The organism is Noviherbaspirillum sp. FW303-A3 (assembly GCF_058788695.1).
Genome location: NZ_JBYTAZ010000001.1, coordinates 66,615 through 82,762, shown reverse-complemented (window position 1 = coordinate 82,762; position 16,148 = coordinate 66,615). Strand labels below are relative to the sequence as shown.

The 16,148-nt window shown below is 62.0% G+C and carries 19 protein-coding genes; 17 read left to right on the top strand and 2 right to left on the bottom strand.

The window, feature by feature from the left end:
- The first annotated feature begins 5 nt into the window (after positions 1-5).
- The 13 genes from AC3WOY_RS00410 (at position 6) to thmT (ending at position 10,924) form a co-directional block, all read left to right on the top strand.
- Complete coding sequence (locus AC3WOY_RS00410) at positions 6-1,556, top strand: aromatic/alkene/methane monooxygenase hydroxylase/oxygenase subunit alpha (RefSeq protein WP_492420231.1); 1,551 nt, start codon at positions 6-8, stop codon at positions 1,554-1,556.
- A 67-nt stretch (positions 1,557-1,623) separates the two neighbouring features.
- The gene (locus AC3WOY_RS00405; RefSeq protein ID WP_492420229.1) at positions 1,624-1,983 is read left to right on the top strand and encodes a phenol hydroxylase subunit P4; all 360 of its coding nucleotides are present in this window, start codon (positions 1,624-1,626) and stop codon (positions 1,981-1,983) included.
- Positions 1,984-2,018: 35 nt separating this feature from the next.
- The gene (locus AC3WOY_RS00400; RefSeq protein ID WP_492420227.1) at positions 2,019-3,080 is read left to right on the top strand and encodes an NADH:ubiquinone reductase (Na(+)-transporting) subunit F; all 1,062 of its coding nucleotides are present in this window, start codon (positions 2,019-2,021) and stop codon (positions 3,078-3,080) included.
- A 1-nt stretch (position 3,081) separates the two neighbouring features.
- Positions 3,082-3,405, top strand: a complete 324-nt coding sequence (locus AC3WOY_RS00395; protein WP_492420225.1) for a 2Fe-2S iron-sulfur cluster binding domain-containing protein — start codon at positions 3,082-3,084, stop codon at positions 3,403-3,405.
- Between the two features lie 43 nt (positions 3,406-3,448).
- Complete coding sequence (locus AC3WOY_RS00390) at positions 3,449-4,375, top strand: catechol 2,3-dioxygenase (protein ID WP_492420223.1); 927 nt, start codon at positions 3,449-3,451, stop codon at positions 4,373-4,375.
- A gap of 1 nt (position 4,376) precedes the next feature.
- Positions 4,377-4,811 (top strand): GlcG/HbpS family heme-binding protein, encoded by a 435-nt coding sequence (locus AC3WOY_RS00385; RefSeq protein ID WP_492420221.1) that lies wholly within the window; start codon positions 4,377-4,379, stop codon positions 4,809-4,811.
- A gap of 30 nt (positions 4,812-4,841) precedes the next feature.
- Positions 4,842-6,296 carry a 2-hydroxymuconic semialdehyde dehydrogenase gene (locus AC3WOY_RS00380; RefSeq protein ID WP_492420220.1) on the top strand — a complete coding sequence of 485 codons (1,455 nt, stop codon included), beginning with the start codon at positions 4,842-4,844 and terminating at the stop codon, positions 6,294-6,296.
- Positions 6,297-6,307: 11 nt separating this feature from the next.
- Positions 6,308-7,141 carry an alpha/beta fold hydrolase gene (locus AC3WOY_RS00375; RefSeq protein WP_492420218.1) on the top strand — a complete coding sequence of 278 codons (834 nt, stop codon included), beginning with the start codon at positions 6,308-6,310 and terminating at the stop codon, positions 7,139-7,141.
- A 22-nt stretch (positions 7,142-7,163) separates the two neighbouring features.
- Positions 7,164-7,946 carry a 2-oxopent-4-enoate hydratase gene (dmpE, locus tag AC3WOY_RS00370; protein WP_492420216.1) on the top strand — a complete coding sequence of 261 codons (783 nt, stop codon included), beginning with the start codon at positions 7,164-7,166 and terminating at the stop codon, positions 7,944-7,946.
- A gap of 18 nt (positions 7,947-7,964) precedes the next feature.
- Complete coding sequence (locus tag AC3WOY_RS00365) at positions 7,965-8,876, top strand: acetaldehyde dehydrogenase (acetylating) (RefSeq protein ID WP_492420214.1); 912 nt, start codon at positions 7,965-7,967, stop codon at positions 8,874-8,876.
- Between the two features lie 9 nt (positions 8,877-8,885).
- The gene (dmpG, locus tag AC3WOY_RS00360) at positions 8,886-9,917 is read left to right on the top strand and encodes a 4-hydroxy-2-oxovalerate aldolase (RefSeq protein ID WP_492420212.1); all 1,032 of its coding nucleotides are present in this window, start codon (positions 8,886-8,888) and stop codon (positions 9,915-9,917) included.
- Between the two features lie 16 nt (positions 9,918-9,933).
- Positions 9,934-10,722 (top strand): 2-oxo-3-hexenedioate decarboxylase, encoded by a 789-nt coding sequence (gene dmpH / locus AC3WOY_RS00355; protein ID WP_492420211.1) that lies wholly within the window; start codon positions 9,934-9,936, stop codon positions 10,720-10,722.
- 10 nt (positions 10,723-10,732) lie between these two features.
- Positions 10,733-10,924 (top strand): 2-hydroxymuconate tautomerase, encoded by a 192-nt coding sequence (gene thmT / locus AC3WOY_RS00350; protein ID WP_088707154.1) that lies wholly within the window; start codon positions 10,733-10,735, stop codon positions 10,922-10,924.
- Positions 10,925-10,959: 35 nt separating this feature from the next.
- On the opposite strand, the gene AC3WOY_RS00345 is transcribed toward thmT, so the two are convergent.
- The gene (locus AC3WOY_RS00345; RefSeq protein ID WP_492420208.1) at positions 10,960-11,160 is read right to left on the bottom strand and encodes a hypothetical protein; all 201 of its coding nucleotides are present in this window, start codon (positions 11,158-11,160) and stop codon (positions 10,960-10,962) included.
- Between the two features lie 240 nt (positions 11,161-11,400).
- Here AC3WOY_RS00345 and AC3WOY_RS00340 point away from each other — a divergent pair, with 240 nt between their 5' ends.
- The 4 genes from AC3WOY_RS00340 to AC3WOY_RS00325 all read left to right on the top strand — a co-directional run bounded on the left by AC3WOY_RS00340 (position 11,401) and on the right by AC3WOY_RS00325 (position 14,958).
- Positions 11,401-11,949, top strand: coding sequence for a hypothetical protein (locus AC3WOY_RS00340; RefSeq protein ID WP_492420206.1), 549 nt, complete (start codon positions 11,401-11,403; stop codon positions 11,947-11,949).
- 176 nt (positions 11,950-12,125) lie between these two features.
- Positions 12,126-12,953, top strand: a complete 828-nt coding sequence (locus tag AC3WOY_RS00335; RefSeq protein WP_492420205.1) for a DUF2189 domain-containing protein — start codon at positions 12,126-12,128, stop codon at positions 12,951-12,953.
- A gap of 252 nt (positions 12,954-13,205) precedes the next feature.
- Complete coding sequence (locus tag AC3WOY_RS00330) at positions 13,206-13,805, top strand: TetR/AcrR family transcriptional regulator (protein WP_492420204.1); 600 nt, start codon at positions 13,206-13,208, stop codon at positions 13,803-13,805.
- 40 nt (positions 13,806-13,845) lie between these two features.
- Positions 13,846-14,958 (top strand): alkene reductase, encoded by a 1,113-nt coding sequence (locus tag AC3WOY_RS00325; RefSeq protein ID WP_492420202.1) that lies wholly within the window; start codon positions 13,846-13,848, stop codon positions 14,956-14,958.
- A 128-nt stretch (positions 14,959-15,086) separates the two neighbouring features.
- Here the strand turns inward: AC3WOY_RS00325 and AC3WOY_RS00320 are convergent, their stop codons facing one another.
- Positions 15,087-15,992 carry a LysR family transcriptional regulator gene (locus AC3WOY_RS00320; protein ID WP_492420200.1) on the bottom strand — a complete coding sequence of 302 codons (906 nt, stop codon included), beginning with the start codon at positions 15,990-15,992 and terminating at the stop codon, positions 15,087-15,089.
- Between the last annotated feature and the right edge of the window lie 156 nt (positions 15,993-16,148).

Genomic DNA, 16,148 nt, shown 5'->3' with positions numbered 1-16,148 from the left:
AAGACATGGACATGAAAGCGACCAAGAAGCTCGGCCTGAAAGAGCGCTACGCCGCGATGACGCGCGGCCTCGACTGGGAAACCACCTACCAGCCTATGGATGCCGTCTACCCGTACGACAAGTTCGAGGGCATCAAGATCCACGACTGGGACAAGTGGGAAGACCCGTTCCGCCTCACGATGGATGCCTACTGGAAGTACCAGGCGGAAAAGGAGCGCAAGCTGTACGCGATCCTCGACGCCTTCAACCAGGGCAACGGTCATCTCGGCGTGACCGACGCGCGCTACATCAATGCGCTCAAACTCTTCCTGACCGGCGTGTCGCCACTGGAATACATGGCGCATCGCGGCTTCGCCCATGTCGGCCGCCAGTTCCGCGGCGCCGGTGCGCGCGTGGCCTGCCAGATGCAGTCGCTCGACGAGATGCGCCACTTCCAGACGCAGATCCACTCGCTGTCGAACTACAACAAACACTACAACGGTTTCCACGACTGGCGCCACATGCATGACCGCGTCTGGTACCTGTCCGTGCCGAAGTCCTTCTTCGACGATGCGATGACGGCCGGTCCGTTCGAATACATGGTCGCGATCGGTTTCTCCTTCGAATACGTGCTGACCAACCTGCTGTTCGTGCCGTTCATTTCCGGCGCGGCCTACAACGGCGACATGGGCGCGATGGCCTTCGGTTTCTCGGCGCAGTCGGACGAAGCGCGCCACATGACGCTCGGCCTGGAGATGATCAAGTTCATCCTCGAACAGGACCCGGACAACCTGCCGATCGTGCAGAAGTGGATCGACAAGTGGACCTGGCGCGGCGTGCGCATGCTGACCCTGGTCGGCATGATGATGGACTACATGCTGCCCAAGCGCGTGATGAGCTGGAAGGAAGCCTGGGAAGTGTATTTCGAGGAATCCGGCGGCGCGTTGTTCAAGGACCTCGCGCGTTACGGCATCAAGGTGCCGAAATGCGTCGAGCAATGCACCATCGACAAGGAGCACATCTCCCACCAGGCATGGGCGACCTTCTACCAGTACGGTGCCGCGGCCGACTTCCATACCTGGATGCCGACGCCGGAAGAGATGGACTGGCTCTCCGCCAAGTACCCGGACACCTTCGACAAGTACTACCGCCCGCGTTTCGAGCATTGGGCGGAGCAGGCCAAGCAGGGCAAGCGTTTCTACAACAAGACGCTGCCGATGCTGTGCCAGTGCTGCCAGATCCCGATGCTGTTCACCGAGCCGGACGACCCGACCAAGATCTGCTACCGCGAGTCCGACTACAAGGGCGAGAAGTATCACTTCTGCTCCGACGGCTGCAAGGAGATCTTCGACAACGAGCCGGAGAAGTACGTCCAATCCTGGCTGCCGGTGCACCAGATCTACCAGGGCAACTGCTTCGAGCCGGACGTCAATCCGGGGGCGGAAGGCTTCGATCCGCTGATGGAGGTGCTGCGCTGGTATCGGCTGAACTTCGGGCGCGACAACCTGGACTTCGAGGGATCGGAAGACCAGAAGAACTTTGCGCAGTGGAAGCAGATGGCGACGTCGAATACATAGAAGCTCCCCTCTCCCGCCCGCGGGAGAGGGGGTATCAAGTGCGCGACAACACACGAGGAGACAAAACATGCCAGTCACAGCAGTCAAACCCTACATCGGCGAAGTCAAGGACAGCGCCGACAAATTCCACGGCAACCAGTTGCTCTACATCGGCTGGGAAGACCACCTGATGTTCTGCGCGCCGTTCGCCTTTCCGTTCCCTCCCGCGATGCGCTTCGGCGACATCGTCGAGAAAGTCCTGCCAGGCGCTTTCGGCGAACACCCGGATTTCGAGAAGGTGGAGTGGAGCAAGGCCGAATGGCTCAATTCCGGCAAGCCGTGGACGCCTGACGTCAACAAGTCGCTCGCCGACAACGGTCTCAAGCACAAGGACGTGATCCGCTTCCGCACCCCGGGCCTCACCGGCATCAAGGGTTCCTGCAGCTAAGAAGGAACCGAGCCCTTCGAGCAAGAGAGAATGACATGAGCTACCAGCTGACCATTGAACCGCTAGGCCAGACCATCGAGGTGGAAGACGGGCAGACCATCCTCGATGCCAGCCTGCGTGCCGGCATCTACCTGCCGCATGCCTGCTGCCACGGCCTTTGCGCAACCTGCAAGGTGGAGGTCGTCGACGGTGAAGTCGACCACGGCGAGGCATCCAATTTCGCCCTGATGGATTACGAGCGCGAGGAAGGAAAAACGCTGGCCTGTTGCGCCACGCTGCAATCCGACGTTGTCCTGGAGGCCGAGATCGAGGTCGATCCGGACGCGCAGAACCTGCCGGTCAAGGATTTCCACGGCACGGTGACCCGCATCGAAAACCTGACGCCGACCATCAAGGGTGTGTGGATTGCCCTCGATGAACCGGAGGGCATGGCGTTCCAGGCGGGCCAATACCTGAACCTGCACATCCCGGGTGAAAGCCTGACGCGCGCGTTCTCGCTGGCGACCCCGCCGTCCGGCAAGGGAGAAATCGAACTGAACATCCGCATCGTCCCCGGCGGCAAGGCGACCACCTGGATCCACGAGACCTTGAAGGAAGGCGACCAGGTGAAGCTGAGCGGACCATATGGCCGGTTCTTCGTCCGCAAGTCGGCCGGTCAGCCGTCGATCTTCCTGGCAGGCGGTTCCGGCCTGTCGAGCCCGCGCTCGATGATCCTCGACCTGCTGGAAGAGGGGTCGCCGCTGCCGCTCACGCTGGTCTACGGCGCCCGCAACCGGGAGGAACTGTACTACCACGATGAGTTCGCCGCACTGGCGGAGAAGCATCCGAACTTCAGCTACGTGCCGGCGCTGTCGCACGAGCCGGAAGGGAGCGCATGGACGGGATTCCGCGGTTTCGTGCACGACGCGGCAAAGAACCATTTCGACAATGACTTCCGCGGCCACAAGGCCTACCTGTGCGGCCCGCCGGTCATGATCGACGCCTGCATCACGACCCTGATGCAAGGCCGGCTGTTCGAGCGCGACATCTACACCGAAAAGTTTTTCTCGGCGGCGGATGCGCAGCAGGTCAGGAGTCCCTTGTTCAAGAAGATCTGACATGACCACTTTCACCGTCACGATCGAGGATACCGGCGAGACTTTCCGCTGCTCGGACAGGCAGTCCTTGCTGGTCGGCATGGAATCGCTGGGCAAGAAGGGCATACCGGTTGGTTGCCGCAGTGGCGGCTGCGGCGTCTGCAAGATTGCGGTGACAGCCGGGGATTATCAGAAGCGCAGGATGAGCCGCGAGCACGTCACCGAGGAAGAAGAGGCGCAAGGCACCCTGCTGGCCTGCCGGGTCGTGCCGGCCAGCGATGTCAGGCTCAAGGTAGTAGGGATGATGAAGAAGAACGTGTGCCGGCAGGCTTGCACGTCCGAATGATGATTGTTTTGTTTAACCAGTCTGTACATAGGAGGAGATAACCATGGCAATGACAGGCGTTTTGCGTCCGGGACATGCGCAGTTGCGCGTGCTGGATATGGAAGAATCGGTCAAGTTCTACACCGAGGTGATGGGCTTGCTTGAGGTAGGGCGCGACGACCAGGGCCGCGTGTACTTCAAGTGCTGGGACGAGCGCGACCACCACAGCGTGGTGCTGCGCCAGGCAGACCGCGCGGGCATCGATTTCTTCGGCTTCAAGGTGCTGAACAAGGACGTGCTCAACAAGTACGAGCGCGACCTGAAGGAATACGGGGTCAAGACCGAGCGTATCCCTGCGGGCGACCTGCTGGAAACCGGCGAGCGCGTGCGCTTCCAGATTCCTACCGGCCATACGATCGAGCTCTACGCGGAAAAGAAGGATGTCGGCAACGGCATGTCCTACACCAATCCCGAAGCCTGGGTGCCGAACATCCCCGGCATTGCTCCGATCCGCATGGACCATGCGCTGCTGTACGGCGGCGACATCGACGGCGCGCATGACCTGTTCTCGAAGGTCTTCGGCTTCTCGCTGGTGGAGCGCATCAAGCTGGAAGACGGCAAGACCGACCTCGCCATCTGGCTGACCTGCTCGACCAAGGCGCATGACGTCGCCCTGGTGCGCCACGGCGAGGACAACAAGCTGCACCACCTGTCCTTCCGCCTCGAAAGCTGGGAACAGGTGCTGCGCGCCGCCGACCTGATGTCGATGCTCCGTGTGTCCATCGACGCCGGCCCGACTCGCCACGGCGTGACCCGCGGCACCACGATCTACTTCTTCGACCCGTCCGGCAACCGCCTGGAAACCTTCTGCGGCGGTTACGACTTCTATCCGGACATGCAGCCGATCACGTGGACCTGGGACGAGGTGGGGGCCGGCGTGTTCTACCACGACCGCAAGCTCAACGAGCGTTTCCTGACGGTGGTGACCTGAGATGGACGTCCGGACTGCCATCCCCGGCATCACCTGGGAAGCAGCCAGCGCCGCCGCGCAAGCGGCGGTGCGGCACGCGGAAAAGAACGGCTGGCGCATCAACGTCGCGGTGGTCGACCGCGGCGGCAACCTGATGTCCTTCCTCCGCATGCCCGGCGCCTTCCTGCACTCGATCAACATCGCGATCGACAAGGCCTACACGGCGGCAGGCTTCGGCTTTTCGACCAAGGACTGGATGGCGGCCGTCGGCCATGACGACGGCATGAAATTCGGCTTCTCCGCGCAACCGCGCCTGATCGTCTTCGGCGGCGGCTTGCCGATGCGCGTGGAGGAGGGCGGCGAATGGATAGGTGGCATCGGTGTGTCCGGTGCCTCGGAAGCCCAGGATGAAGAATGCGCGCGCGCCGGACTCGCGGCGGTCGGTTTGCAGTCCTGACACAGATTGAAAGCAACGGAGAAAACTTAAATGAAGCAGATCAACAATTTCATCAACGGCGAATTCGTCTCGACCGCGAAGCTGTTCGACAAGCGATCGCCGCTGAACAACGCGGTGATCGCAAAAGTCGCCGAAGCCGGCCAGGCGGAAGTCGATGCCGCCGTGCAGGCCGCGCGACGGGCGCTGTCCGGGCCGTGGGGCAAGATGGCGGTCAACGAGAGGGTTGATCTGCTCTATGCCGTGGCGAACGAAATCAACCGCCGCTTCGACGAGTTCCTGGACGCCGAATGCGCGGACACCGGCAAGCCGCGCAGCCTTGCCAGTCATATCGACATTCCGCGCGGCGCGGCCAATTTCAAGATCTTCGCCGACGTGGTGAAGAACGTCCCGACGGAATTCTTCGAAATGGCGACGCCGGACGGCCGGGGCGCCCTGAACTATGCCACCCGTTCGCCTGTCGGCGTCGTCGGCGTGATCTGTCCGTGGAACCTGCCGCTGCTGCTGATGACCTGGAAGGTCGGCCCGGCCCTGGCCTGCGGCAATACCGTGGTGGTGAAGCCGTCGGAGGAAACGCCGCAGACCGCTGCGCTCCTCGGCGAAGTCATGAACAGCGTCGGCATGCCCAAGGGCGTCTACAACGTCGTGCACGGCTTCGGCCCGAATTCCGCAGGGGAATTCCTGACCACGCACCAGGGTGTGAACGCCATCACCTTTACCGGCGAGACGCGCACCGGCGCGGCCATCATGAAAGCCGCCGCCGAAGGCGCCCGCCCGGTGTCGCTGGAAATGGGCGGCAAGAATCCCGCGATCGTCTTCGCCGATTGCGATTTCGAAGCCGCGATCGAAGGCACGCTGCGCTCCGCCTTCGCCAACTGCGGCCAGGTGTGCCTGGGCACGGAAAGGGTGTATGTCCAGCGCCCGATCTTCGAGAAGTTCGTCTCCGCGCTGAAGATCGGTGCCGAGGCGATGAAGATCGGCGTGCCGGACGATCCGGACACCGGCATGGGCCCCTTGATCAGCCTCGAGCACAAGGCCAAGGTCCTGTCGTACTACAGGAAGGCCGTCGAAGAAGGCGCAACCGTCGTCACCGGCGGCGGTGTGCCCGACATGCCCGGCAATCTCGCCGAGGGCGCGTGGGTGCAACCGACCATCTGGACCGGGCTGACCGACGATGCCGCAGTCTGCCGGGAAGAGATCTTCGGCCCGTGCTGCCACATCTTCCCGTTCGATACCGAGGAAGAAGTGATCCGCCGCTCCAACGACACCACCTACGGCCTAGCCGCCTCGGTGTGGACTACCAACCTGCAGCGCGGCCACCGCGTCGCCGCAAAGATCGAAGCGGGCCTGGTCTGGGTCAACAGTTGGTTCCTGCGCGACCTGCGCACGCCGTTCGGCGGCGCCAAGCAATCGGGCATCGGACGGGAAGGCGGCGTGCATTCGCTCGAGTTCTATACCGAGCTGAAAAACGTCTGCATCAAGCTGTGATCGGGAACGCCATGAACGCCAATCCTGAAATCGCTTACAGCATCCGCGCCAACGGCATCCTGACCAACTTTCACGACACAGGAAACGGTTTTCCGGTCCTGTTGATCCACGGTTCGGGCCCGGGCGTCTCCGCCTGGGCCAACTGGCGGCTGACCATGCCGGAACTCGCCAGGCGCTGCCGCGTGATCGCGCCCGACATGGTGGGGTTCGGCTTTTCGGAGCGGCCGGACGGCATTGCGTACAACCTGGACACCTGGGTCGCGCAAGCGGTCGGCCTGCTCGACGCGCTCGACATCCGGCAGGCGGACGTTGTCGGCAACTCCTTCGGCGGCGCGCTGGCGCTGGCGCTGGCCATCCGCCATCCGAAGCGCGTGCGCCGCCTCGTCCTGATGGGCAGCGTCGGTGTGCCTTTCCCGATCACCGAGGGCCTGGACGAGGTATGGGGCTACCAGCCGTCGTTCGAATCCATGCGGAAGATGCTCGACATCTTCGCCTGGGACCGCGCCCTGGTGAACGACGAACTCGCCCAGGTGCGTTACGAGGCAAGCATCCGTCCCGGCTTCCAGGAATCGTTTTCGGCCATGTTCCCCGCGCCGCGCCAACGCTGGGTGGATGCCATGGCGAGCCGCGAGCAGGACATCCGCGCCTTGCCGCACGAAACGCTGATCGTCCACGGCCGCGAAGACAAGGTCATTCCCTTGTCGAACTCGCTCACCCTGGCGCAATGGATAGCACGTTCCCAGCTGCATGTGTTCGGCCGTTGCGGCCACTGGACGCAGATCGAGCACGCCGCGCGCTTTTCCCGGCTGGTGGGCGACTTCCTGACTGAACCCGCCCAATCCTGATTTCACTTTTTCGGACACGACAATGGACAAGACACTGATCAACCAGCTCGGCGACGAGCTCTACAACGCCCTCTGCAGCCGCGAGGTGCTCACGCCGCTCACCGAGCGCCATCCGGACATCACGATCGAGGATGCGTACCACATCCAGCAGCGCATGAACGTGCGGCGGCTGGAGAAGGGCGCGCGCGTCGTCGGCAAGAAGATCGGCGTGACCAGCAAGGTGGTGATGGACATGCTCAACGTGCACCAGCCCGACTTCGGCTACCTGCTCGACACGATGATCTACAACGAAGGCGAAACCATCCCGATGGATACGCTGATCCAGCCCAAGGCGGAAGGCGAGATTGCATTCGTCCTCAAGCGCGACCTCATGGGACCGGGCCTTAGCAACGCCGACGTGCTGCGCGCGACCGAATGCGTGATGCCGTGCTTCGAGATCGTCGATTCCCGCATCCGCGACTGGAAGATCAAGATCCAGGACACGGTGGCTGACAACGCGTCCTGCGGCGTCTTCGTGCTCGGCGACCGCGCGGTCGACCCGCGCAAGGTCGACCTGACGACCTGCGGCATGGTCCTCGAGAAGAACGGTGAGATCGCTGCGACCGGCGCGGGCGCGGCGGCCTTGGGCAGTCCGGTCAATGCCATTGCATGGCTGGCGAACACGCTCGGCAAGCTGGGCATTCCACTCAAGGCCGGCGAAGTGGTCCTGTCCGGCTCGCTCGCGGCGATGCTCCCGGTCAAGGCCGGCGACAACCTGCGCGTCACGATTGGCGGCATCGGCGGCTGCTCGGTGCGTTTCAACTAATCCCGAAGGAAAACGGCAATGAAGAAAATCAAGTGCGCACTGATCGGTCCGGGCAACATCGGCACCGACCTGTTGTACAAGCTGCAACGCAGCCCGGTGCTGGAACCGGTGTGGATGGTCGGCATCGACCCGACTTCCGATGGCCTCAAGCGTGCCGCCGAGATGGGCTTGAAAGTGACGGCGGACGGCGTCGACGGACTGCTGCCGTACGTCGAGCAGGACGAGATCCGGATCGCTTTCGACGCGACTTCCGCCTACGTGCACGCGGAGAACTCGCGCAAGCTCAACGAACTCGGCGTGATGATGATCGACCTGACGCCGGCCGCCATCGGTCCGTATTGCGTGCCGCCGGTCAACCTGCTGGAGCATCTGGGCAAACGTGAAATGAACGTCAACATGGTCACCTGCGGCGGCCAAGCCACCATCCCGATGGTCGCGGCCGTCTCGCGCGTGCAGCCGGTCGCCTACGGTGAAATCGTCGCCACCGTGTCGTCCCGCTCGATCGGTCCCGGCACCCGCAAGAACATCGACGAATTCACCCGCACTACCGCCGGCGCGGTCGAAAAGGTCGGCGGCGCGAAGAAGGGCAAGGCGATCATCATCGTCAACCCGGCCGAACCGCCGCTGATCATGCGCGACACCATCCACTGCCTGACCGAGTCGGAACCGGACCGCGACACAATCACCGAATCGGTCCACTTGATGATCAAGGAAGTGCAGAAGTACGTGCCCGGTTACAAGCTGGTCAACGGCCCGGTATTCGACGGCAACCGCGTGTCGATCTTCATGGAAGTCGAAGGGCTGGGCGACTACCTGCCGAAGTACGCCGGCAACCTCGACATCATGACCGCCGCCGCCGCGCGCACCGCGGAAATGTTCGCCGAAGAAATCCTCGCCGGAAAACTCACGCTTCAACCTGTTGCCGCATAAGGAACCACCATGACACTCAAAGGCAAGAAAGTCACCGTCCATGACATGACCCTGCGCGACGGCATGCATCCGAAGCGCCACTTGATGACGCTGGAGCAGATGAAGTCCATCGCCCAGGGCCTGGACGCCGCCGGCATCCCGCTGATCGAAGTCACGCACGGCGACGGCCTGGGCGGTTCCTCGGTCAACTACGGCTTCCCGGCCCATTCCGACGAGGAATACCTGGGCGCGGTCATTCCGCTGATGAAAAAGGCCAAGGTATCGGCCTTGCTGCTGCCGGGCATCGGCACCGTCGAACACCTGAAGATGGCGCGCGAACTGGGCGTCGACACGATCCGCGTCGCCACCCACTGCACCGAGGCGGATGTGTCCGAACAGCACATCGGCATGGCACGCAAGCTCGGCATGGATACCGTGGGTTTCCTGATGATGAGCCACATGGCGCCGCCGGAAAAAATCCTGGAGCAGGCGAAGCTGATGGAAAGCTACGGCGCCAACTGCATCTACTGCACCGATTCCGCCGGCTACATGCTGCCGGAAGACGTCAAGGCGCGCATCGGCCTGCTGCGCGAGAAGCTGAATCCGGAAACAGAACTGGGCTTCCACGGCCACCACAACCTGGCCATGGGCGTCGCCAACTCCGTGGCGGCCGTCGAATATGGCGCCAACCGCATCGATGCGGCGGCAGCGGGATTGGGCGCGGGCGCGGGTAATACGCCGATGGAAGTGTTCATCGCCGTCTGCGCGCGCATGGGTATCGAAACCGGCGTCGATGTGTACAAGATCCAGGACGTGGCCGAAGACCTGGTGGTGCCGATGATGGATTTTCCGATCCGCATCGACCGCGATGCGCTCACGCTCGGCTATGCCGGCGTGTACGGCTCCTTCCTGCTGTTCGCCAAGCGCGCGGAACAGAAATACAAGGTGCCGGCACGCGACATCCTGGTCGAAATGGGCCGGCGCGGCATGGTCGGCGGACAGGAAGACATGATTGAAGACACGGCACTGACGCTCGCCAAGGCGCGCGGCCTGGCCGCATGAGAGAAGGAACAAGGGAATGAAACTCGACAGGAACACCATCGACAGACTCGCGGCGCATCTCGAAACCTGCGAGCTCGAAGCGCGCGACACGCTGAAGATCACCGACGAATATCCGGACATGGACTGGGATGACGCCTATGCAATCCAGGACGAGATCAAGCGGCGCAAGGTGGCGCGCGGCGCGCGCATCGTCGGCCTCAAGGCCGGCCTGACCTCGCACGCGAAGATGAAGCAGATGGGCGTGGAAACGCCCGTGTTCGGCTTCCTCGCCGATTACTTCGCCATTCCGGAAGGCGGCGAGGCGAAAATGTCCGAACTGATCCACCCGAAGGTCGAACCGGAGATCGCGTTCGTGACCAAGGCGCCGCTGCGGGGCCCCGGCTGCCACATCGGCGCGGTGCTGGCGGCGACCGATTTCGTGATGCCCGCGATCGAAGTGATCGACTCGCGCTACCGCGATTTCAAGTTCGACCTGAAGAGCGTGGTCGCGGACAACTGCTCCTCATCGCGTTTCGTGGTGGGCGGCCGCATGGCACCGGTCGACAACCTTGACCTGCGCACGCTCGGCGTCGTCATGGAGAAGAACGGGCGGGTCGTGTCGCTTGGCGCGGGGGCCGCCGTCCTGGGCCATCCCGCGGCGGCCATCGCCATGCTGGCCAATCTGCTCGGCGAACGCGGTGAAGAGATTCCTGCCGGCACGCTGATCCTGTCCGGCGGCATCACCGAAGCCGTGGCGGTCGAGGCAGGCGACAATGTCACCCTGCGCATCCAGGATCTCGGGTCCGTCAATATGCGCTTCAGCTAAGGAGAACACCATGCCCATCTGCCAGATCCACCTGCTCGAAGGCCGCACCGTCGAGCAGAAGCGCCTGCTGATCCAGAAAATCACCGAAGCCATGCACGAGGCCATCGGCGCCAAGCCGGAATCCGTGCGCGTGATCCTTACCGAGATGCCGAAGGAACACTTCGGCATCGGCGGGAAGAGTGCAGGGGAGTTGGGGCGGTAGCACGTCGGGCCAAGGCGAACCCTGCAGGCCGATGCTTATTGCCGCAGGGTTCGCCTGAGCGAAAGAACGTCCTCGCCCGCCATCGTCAGCCGCAGGCATTCTTCCTGCTGCCAGGCACGGTAATACGCCGTCTTCACTGGAATGAGCGTCCTCGGGTGCGGGATCGCGACCCATACATTGCGTCCGTCGCCTTTCGACAGCCGCTTGTGGAACTGGGGTGTAAAGTCGATAGCCATGGTTGCTCCCACTGCATGCCGGACCGGCATGGATCAGGAGTGGCATTGTAGGGCGGCGCTCGCCTGGGGCGAACGAATTGTTTCGCAATTGGATATGCGATTCGACGTTGTGCCGCCGTTGTCCGGCGAGGCGTCCGGCCACGGCAACCAGGCGGCCCACTTCCTTGCCGGTGTCTTAGGATCGGCTGGTACAATCCGGTGCGCGCTTTGTCGACCTGCCGATCAATCCACTCAACCCCCATGCCAACACCTATCGTCGATGCCAACTACCGGTTCATCGCGGCCTACAACGAAGTCAATGCGCGCGTGGCGCAACGGCAGCAGGCGCTGACGCTCTACGTCAGCTTGATCGTCAGCCTCCTTGCCGCCCTCGTTGCACTCCGTCCATCTTCCGCTGCGGCACCGGCGCCCGTCGAATGGCTGATTCTCGGCTTTCCGGTCGCGTCAATCTGCTTTGCGCTGCTCAATTACAAGGCTGAACGCGCCATTACCAATCTGCGCACCTTTCTCTCGGTCCTGGAAAAGCTCGGCGGAGCCAGCGAACATCTCCCGAGCTACAACACCGACCCGATGTGGTCGCGCAATGCCAACAAGGCCCGCCGTTACCATGACTATGCGGTCGCGGTGCTTGTTGCGGGCGGCAACCTGCTCGGCCTCGGCGCCGCGCGCGCGATTTATCCGCAACGCTTCGCGGAAACCCCGGGATTCATGGTCTTGTCGGCCGCACTCGCATTCGCCGCGCTCCTGGTTGTGCTGCTGACGCCGCGCTGGAGCTACGCACCGGAATAAGCGTCCGTCACGGATGCTAAGCCATCGGCTTTCCGGGGCGATCTCGACGGTGGCGCCTTGCGGTGCAGCCTGCGACATATCGCATCTTTTTTGCACTGCGAATTGACATTTATCGGTCTGGCTCCCAGAGTCTATGGAGAAAATCTGTAAAACAAGACAGATGCAAGGAGATCGCCATGTCAGACGTTGCCCACACCCCGCCATCTGTTCCGCCCGCTCCGGAAGAAATTTCCGACTCTTCCCTGATGCCTGAACTCCGGTCCGTGGGCCTGGGCGCGCCGTTCCGCTGGCTGGCCGCCGGGTTGAAGGACATGGGGGCGACACGGCTGCGTGCTTCCTTTTACGGCCTGGTGTTCATGCTGATGGGGTTTGCGATTGCGGCGGTGTATGAAACCCGCTGGCAACTGACAATGGGGCTGACGGCCGGATTCTTCCTGGTCGGGCCATTCCTCTTCTGCGGCATTTACTGGCTGTCGCGGCAACGCGAACGTGGTGAGAAACCCAGCCTGACGGCCTCCCTGTTCTGCTGGAAGGACAATCCGGCGTCAATCGGCTTCTTCGCTGCGATCCTGACCTTCCTGATGGTGGTATGGGCGCGCGTGTCGGTCGTGATCTTCGCTCTGTTCTCCACCAGGGATTTCCCGACGATGCAAGGCGTGCTTTTCCAGATCTTCTCAATGACGAACATCCCGTTCGTCGTTGTATGGTTCGGCGTCGGCTTTGTTTTTGCCTCCATCGCATTCGCCATATCGGTTGTTTCGGTACCGCTCATGCTGGACCGGAACACGGACACGATGATTGCGCTGTTCACCAGCGTGCGCGTGTTGTGGAAGAACGCGCTGCCGCTTTATCTGTGGGCTGCGCTGATCGTCGCCCTTGTCGGTGCCAGCCTGCTGCTGTCCTTCATTCCGTTGTTGCTTACTGCGCCGCTGGTCGGGCATGCGACCTGGCATGCCTATCGTGACCTGGTTGCCCAGCCCGGCAGGGCGGGGAGCACGCAGTAAGTGGAATACAAGCGAACGGCTCTGGCGAAGGATGTCCACCCTGTTTTTCGGATGCTGTTCAACCGTGGGCAGATCGAAGAGTGGCGCTTACGCTCCATGCGACGCGGCGTTAAGCTGGAGTCGGGATGACGAGCGACAATCCAGCTTAAGTGAACCGTAGCGAGCTTGCCCATGCCTGATTGCGGAATATTGCTGATCTTGCATCGACTCAGAAGGTTTACTTTTTAAGACGACTGGTCATATAATTTACCCATGGCACGCATCGCAGGAAAATCCAACGTCCCCAACCAGCTGATCGACGCCGGTCGCGAGCTGTTCTTGACCCATGGCTACAACGCCACGGGCATTCAGCAAATTACCGATCTTGCCAGTGTGCCCAAGGGGTCGTTCTACAACCACTTCGACAGCAAGGAAGCATTCGCGGCAACGATCATCGACCAGTACGCAGAAGAATTGCGGAAGAACTGGTCCGAGATGATGCGTGCTGCGCCGCCTGAACCGCTGGCGGCAATACGGTATGCATTTGCACAGTTGATCGCACGCCACGAATCCAATACCTGCTGGAAGGGCTGCCTCATCGGCAATTTCGCCGCCGAGATGGCGGAAGCCAGCGACCTGTGCCGTCAAAGGCTGGCGTCGGCCATGGAAGGTTGGCGCGCCGCCTTGGCGAAGCTGATCCGGCAGGCGCAGGAGGCGGGCGAAATACGTGCGGACATGAATGCATCGGCAACGGCGGCACTCGTCTGGGACGTGTGGGAAGGCGCCATATTGCGCATGAAAGTAGAGCGGTCCACCGTGCCGCTGCGCGAAAGTACGGACCTGGTTTTGAATCACCTTTTGCGGCCGGCATGAGCGGCCGCATCCATCACCTCAACTGACAGGCAGGGAGAATATGAGCAAGCAAACCGAGCAATTCCTCGCAGATGTCCTGTTCCAGCCGGTCGCGCTGGGCAAGCTGCAGCTCAAGAACCGGATCGCCATGGCGCCGCTGACGCGCAACCGCGCGGAGGCCGGCAATGTTCCGGGAGCGATGACGATCGAATACTATGCCCAGCGCGCAGGCGCCGGCCTGATCATCGCCGAGGCAACGCAGGTATCCGACACCGCCCAGGGATATGCCAGCACGCCGGGACTGCATACGCCGGAGCAGATCGCCGGCTGGAAAAAAGTCACCGATGAAGTGCACAGCCGCGGCGGCCGCATCTTCGTGCAGCTGTGGCATACCGGCCGCATGTCGCACACCGCCTTCCAGCCCGATGCCCAGGCGCCGGTAGCACCGTCGGCCATCGCGGCAAAGGCAAAAACCTTTGTGCCGGGCGCCGGCTATGTCGATACCTCTGTGCCGCGTGCACTGGCGACGGAAGAGATCGCAGGGATTGTCAATGATTTCCGCACCGCGGCGGCCAATGCGATCGAGGCGGGCTTTGACGGCATCGAAATCCATGGCGCGCACGGCTACCTGATCGACGCCTTCCTGCGCGATGGTTCGAACAAGCGCACCGACCAGTACGGCGGCAGCATCGAGAACCGTGCCCGCTTCCTGCTCGAAGTCATGCAAGCCGCAATCGACGAAATCGGCGCCGACCGCGTCGGCATCCGCATCTCGCCGGTATCGCCGGTCAACGATTCCTCGGAAAGCGCGCCGCAGCCGCTGTTCGAGTATGTGGTGCGGGAGCTGGAGAAGCTGCATCCGGTGTACATCCACGTGGTGGAAGGCCACACCGGCGGTCCGCGCGACAATGCGCCGTTCGATTACGAAGCGCTGCATCGCCTGTATTCCGGTACCTGGATGCTGAACAACGGCTATACCAAGGAGATGGCGGTAGAGGCGATTACAAGCGGTCGCGCGGATGTCGTGTCGTTCGGCCGGCCATTCATCACCAATCCGGACCTGGTGCGCCGCTTCCGTGAAAGCGCGCCGCTCAACAACCTGTTCGAGGATGCCCCGCTCTATGGCGGTGTCGGGCCGCACGGCTATATCGATTATCCTGCGCTTGCGGATTAAGCCTCTCTTGAATTCCGGCGGCCATTCGGAAACGATGGCCGCCGTTCAAGCATCAAGTTCAGTCCCGCAGCATTTGCTGGCATTGCGGTCTCAAGCAGATCCGCGGTCGCCAACCGGTCTGAACAAGGTCACCACGCTGGCTGTGACCAGTTACCTTCGTCCCGTTTGCGCTGAATCAGTTTGATCAGGCGTTGTGTTGCCGGCGACAGGTAGGCGTCACGACGGTAGGTCAAGCCCATCGGACGGTGCATGGTCGTCAAGGGGAAAGGCACCTCCATCAAATGCGTTCTGCCCGTGTGCAGGTTCAGGTGCGAGGCGAAACCCAATAGCCCGGTTTCCTCGACCAGGGGCAGGATCATGTTCAGCACCGTGGGCGAGATCTTTACCCTTGGCCGGGACAAACCGTGGCTGTCAAAGACGCTGTCCAGCCATTGGCGGCTGGCGACAGTTGGGGCAGGCAACACCCATTCGTATTCAAGCAGCGTCTCCAGCGTGATTTCCCTAGAAAAGATCTCATGCCGCGGACTGGCCATCACCACCATCTTGTCCTGCACGATCTCCTCGGAAACGAATGCGGCATTGGTTTGTGTGACCGGTCCGAGCACCAGGTCGAGCTCGCCGGCGCGCAGGCCCTCCAGCATCACGTCATTCATCGATACCTTCAATTCAATCGTGACCTTGTTGGCCTCGACGAGGAGTTCCTTGCACACCTGGGTCAGGAAGTGTTCGGCGAGCGTCGGGGTGCAACCCAGGCGGATGTGCCCCTCGACACCCTTGGCATAGTCACTGATTTCCCGGGCGGTTTCGTCCATCATCACGCCCATCTGCCGGGTTCGCGCCAGGAGCACTTCGCCAACCGGGGTCAGGCGCAAACCCCGGCCGACACGCTCGAACAGCTTGGCGTCCAGCTCTTCTTCCAGGCGATCGATGCATTTCGTCAATGCAGGCTGGGTGCGGAACAGGCGTTCGGCGGCCCGTCCCAGGTGTCCCTCCTCGGCAATGGCTTCGAAATACTTGAGATCCCGGAAATCCATGACATATTCCTCATAGTTATGGAAAGTCAAAAAAAAGAAAATATACATTATGGATTTCAGTTCGTACACTTCCTCTCCAGATAGCCCGTCACCTGGATGGTGGGCCCATACAAGGAGACACTGATGCAAGCCTTTAAAGATGTACGCCGAACCTCC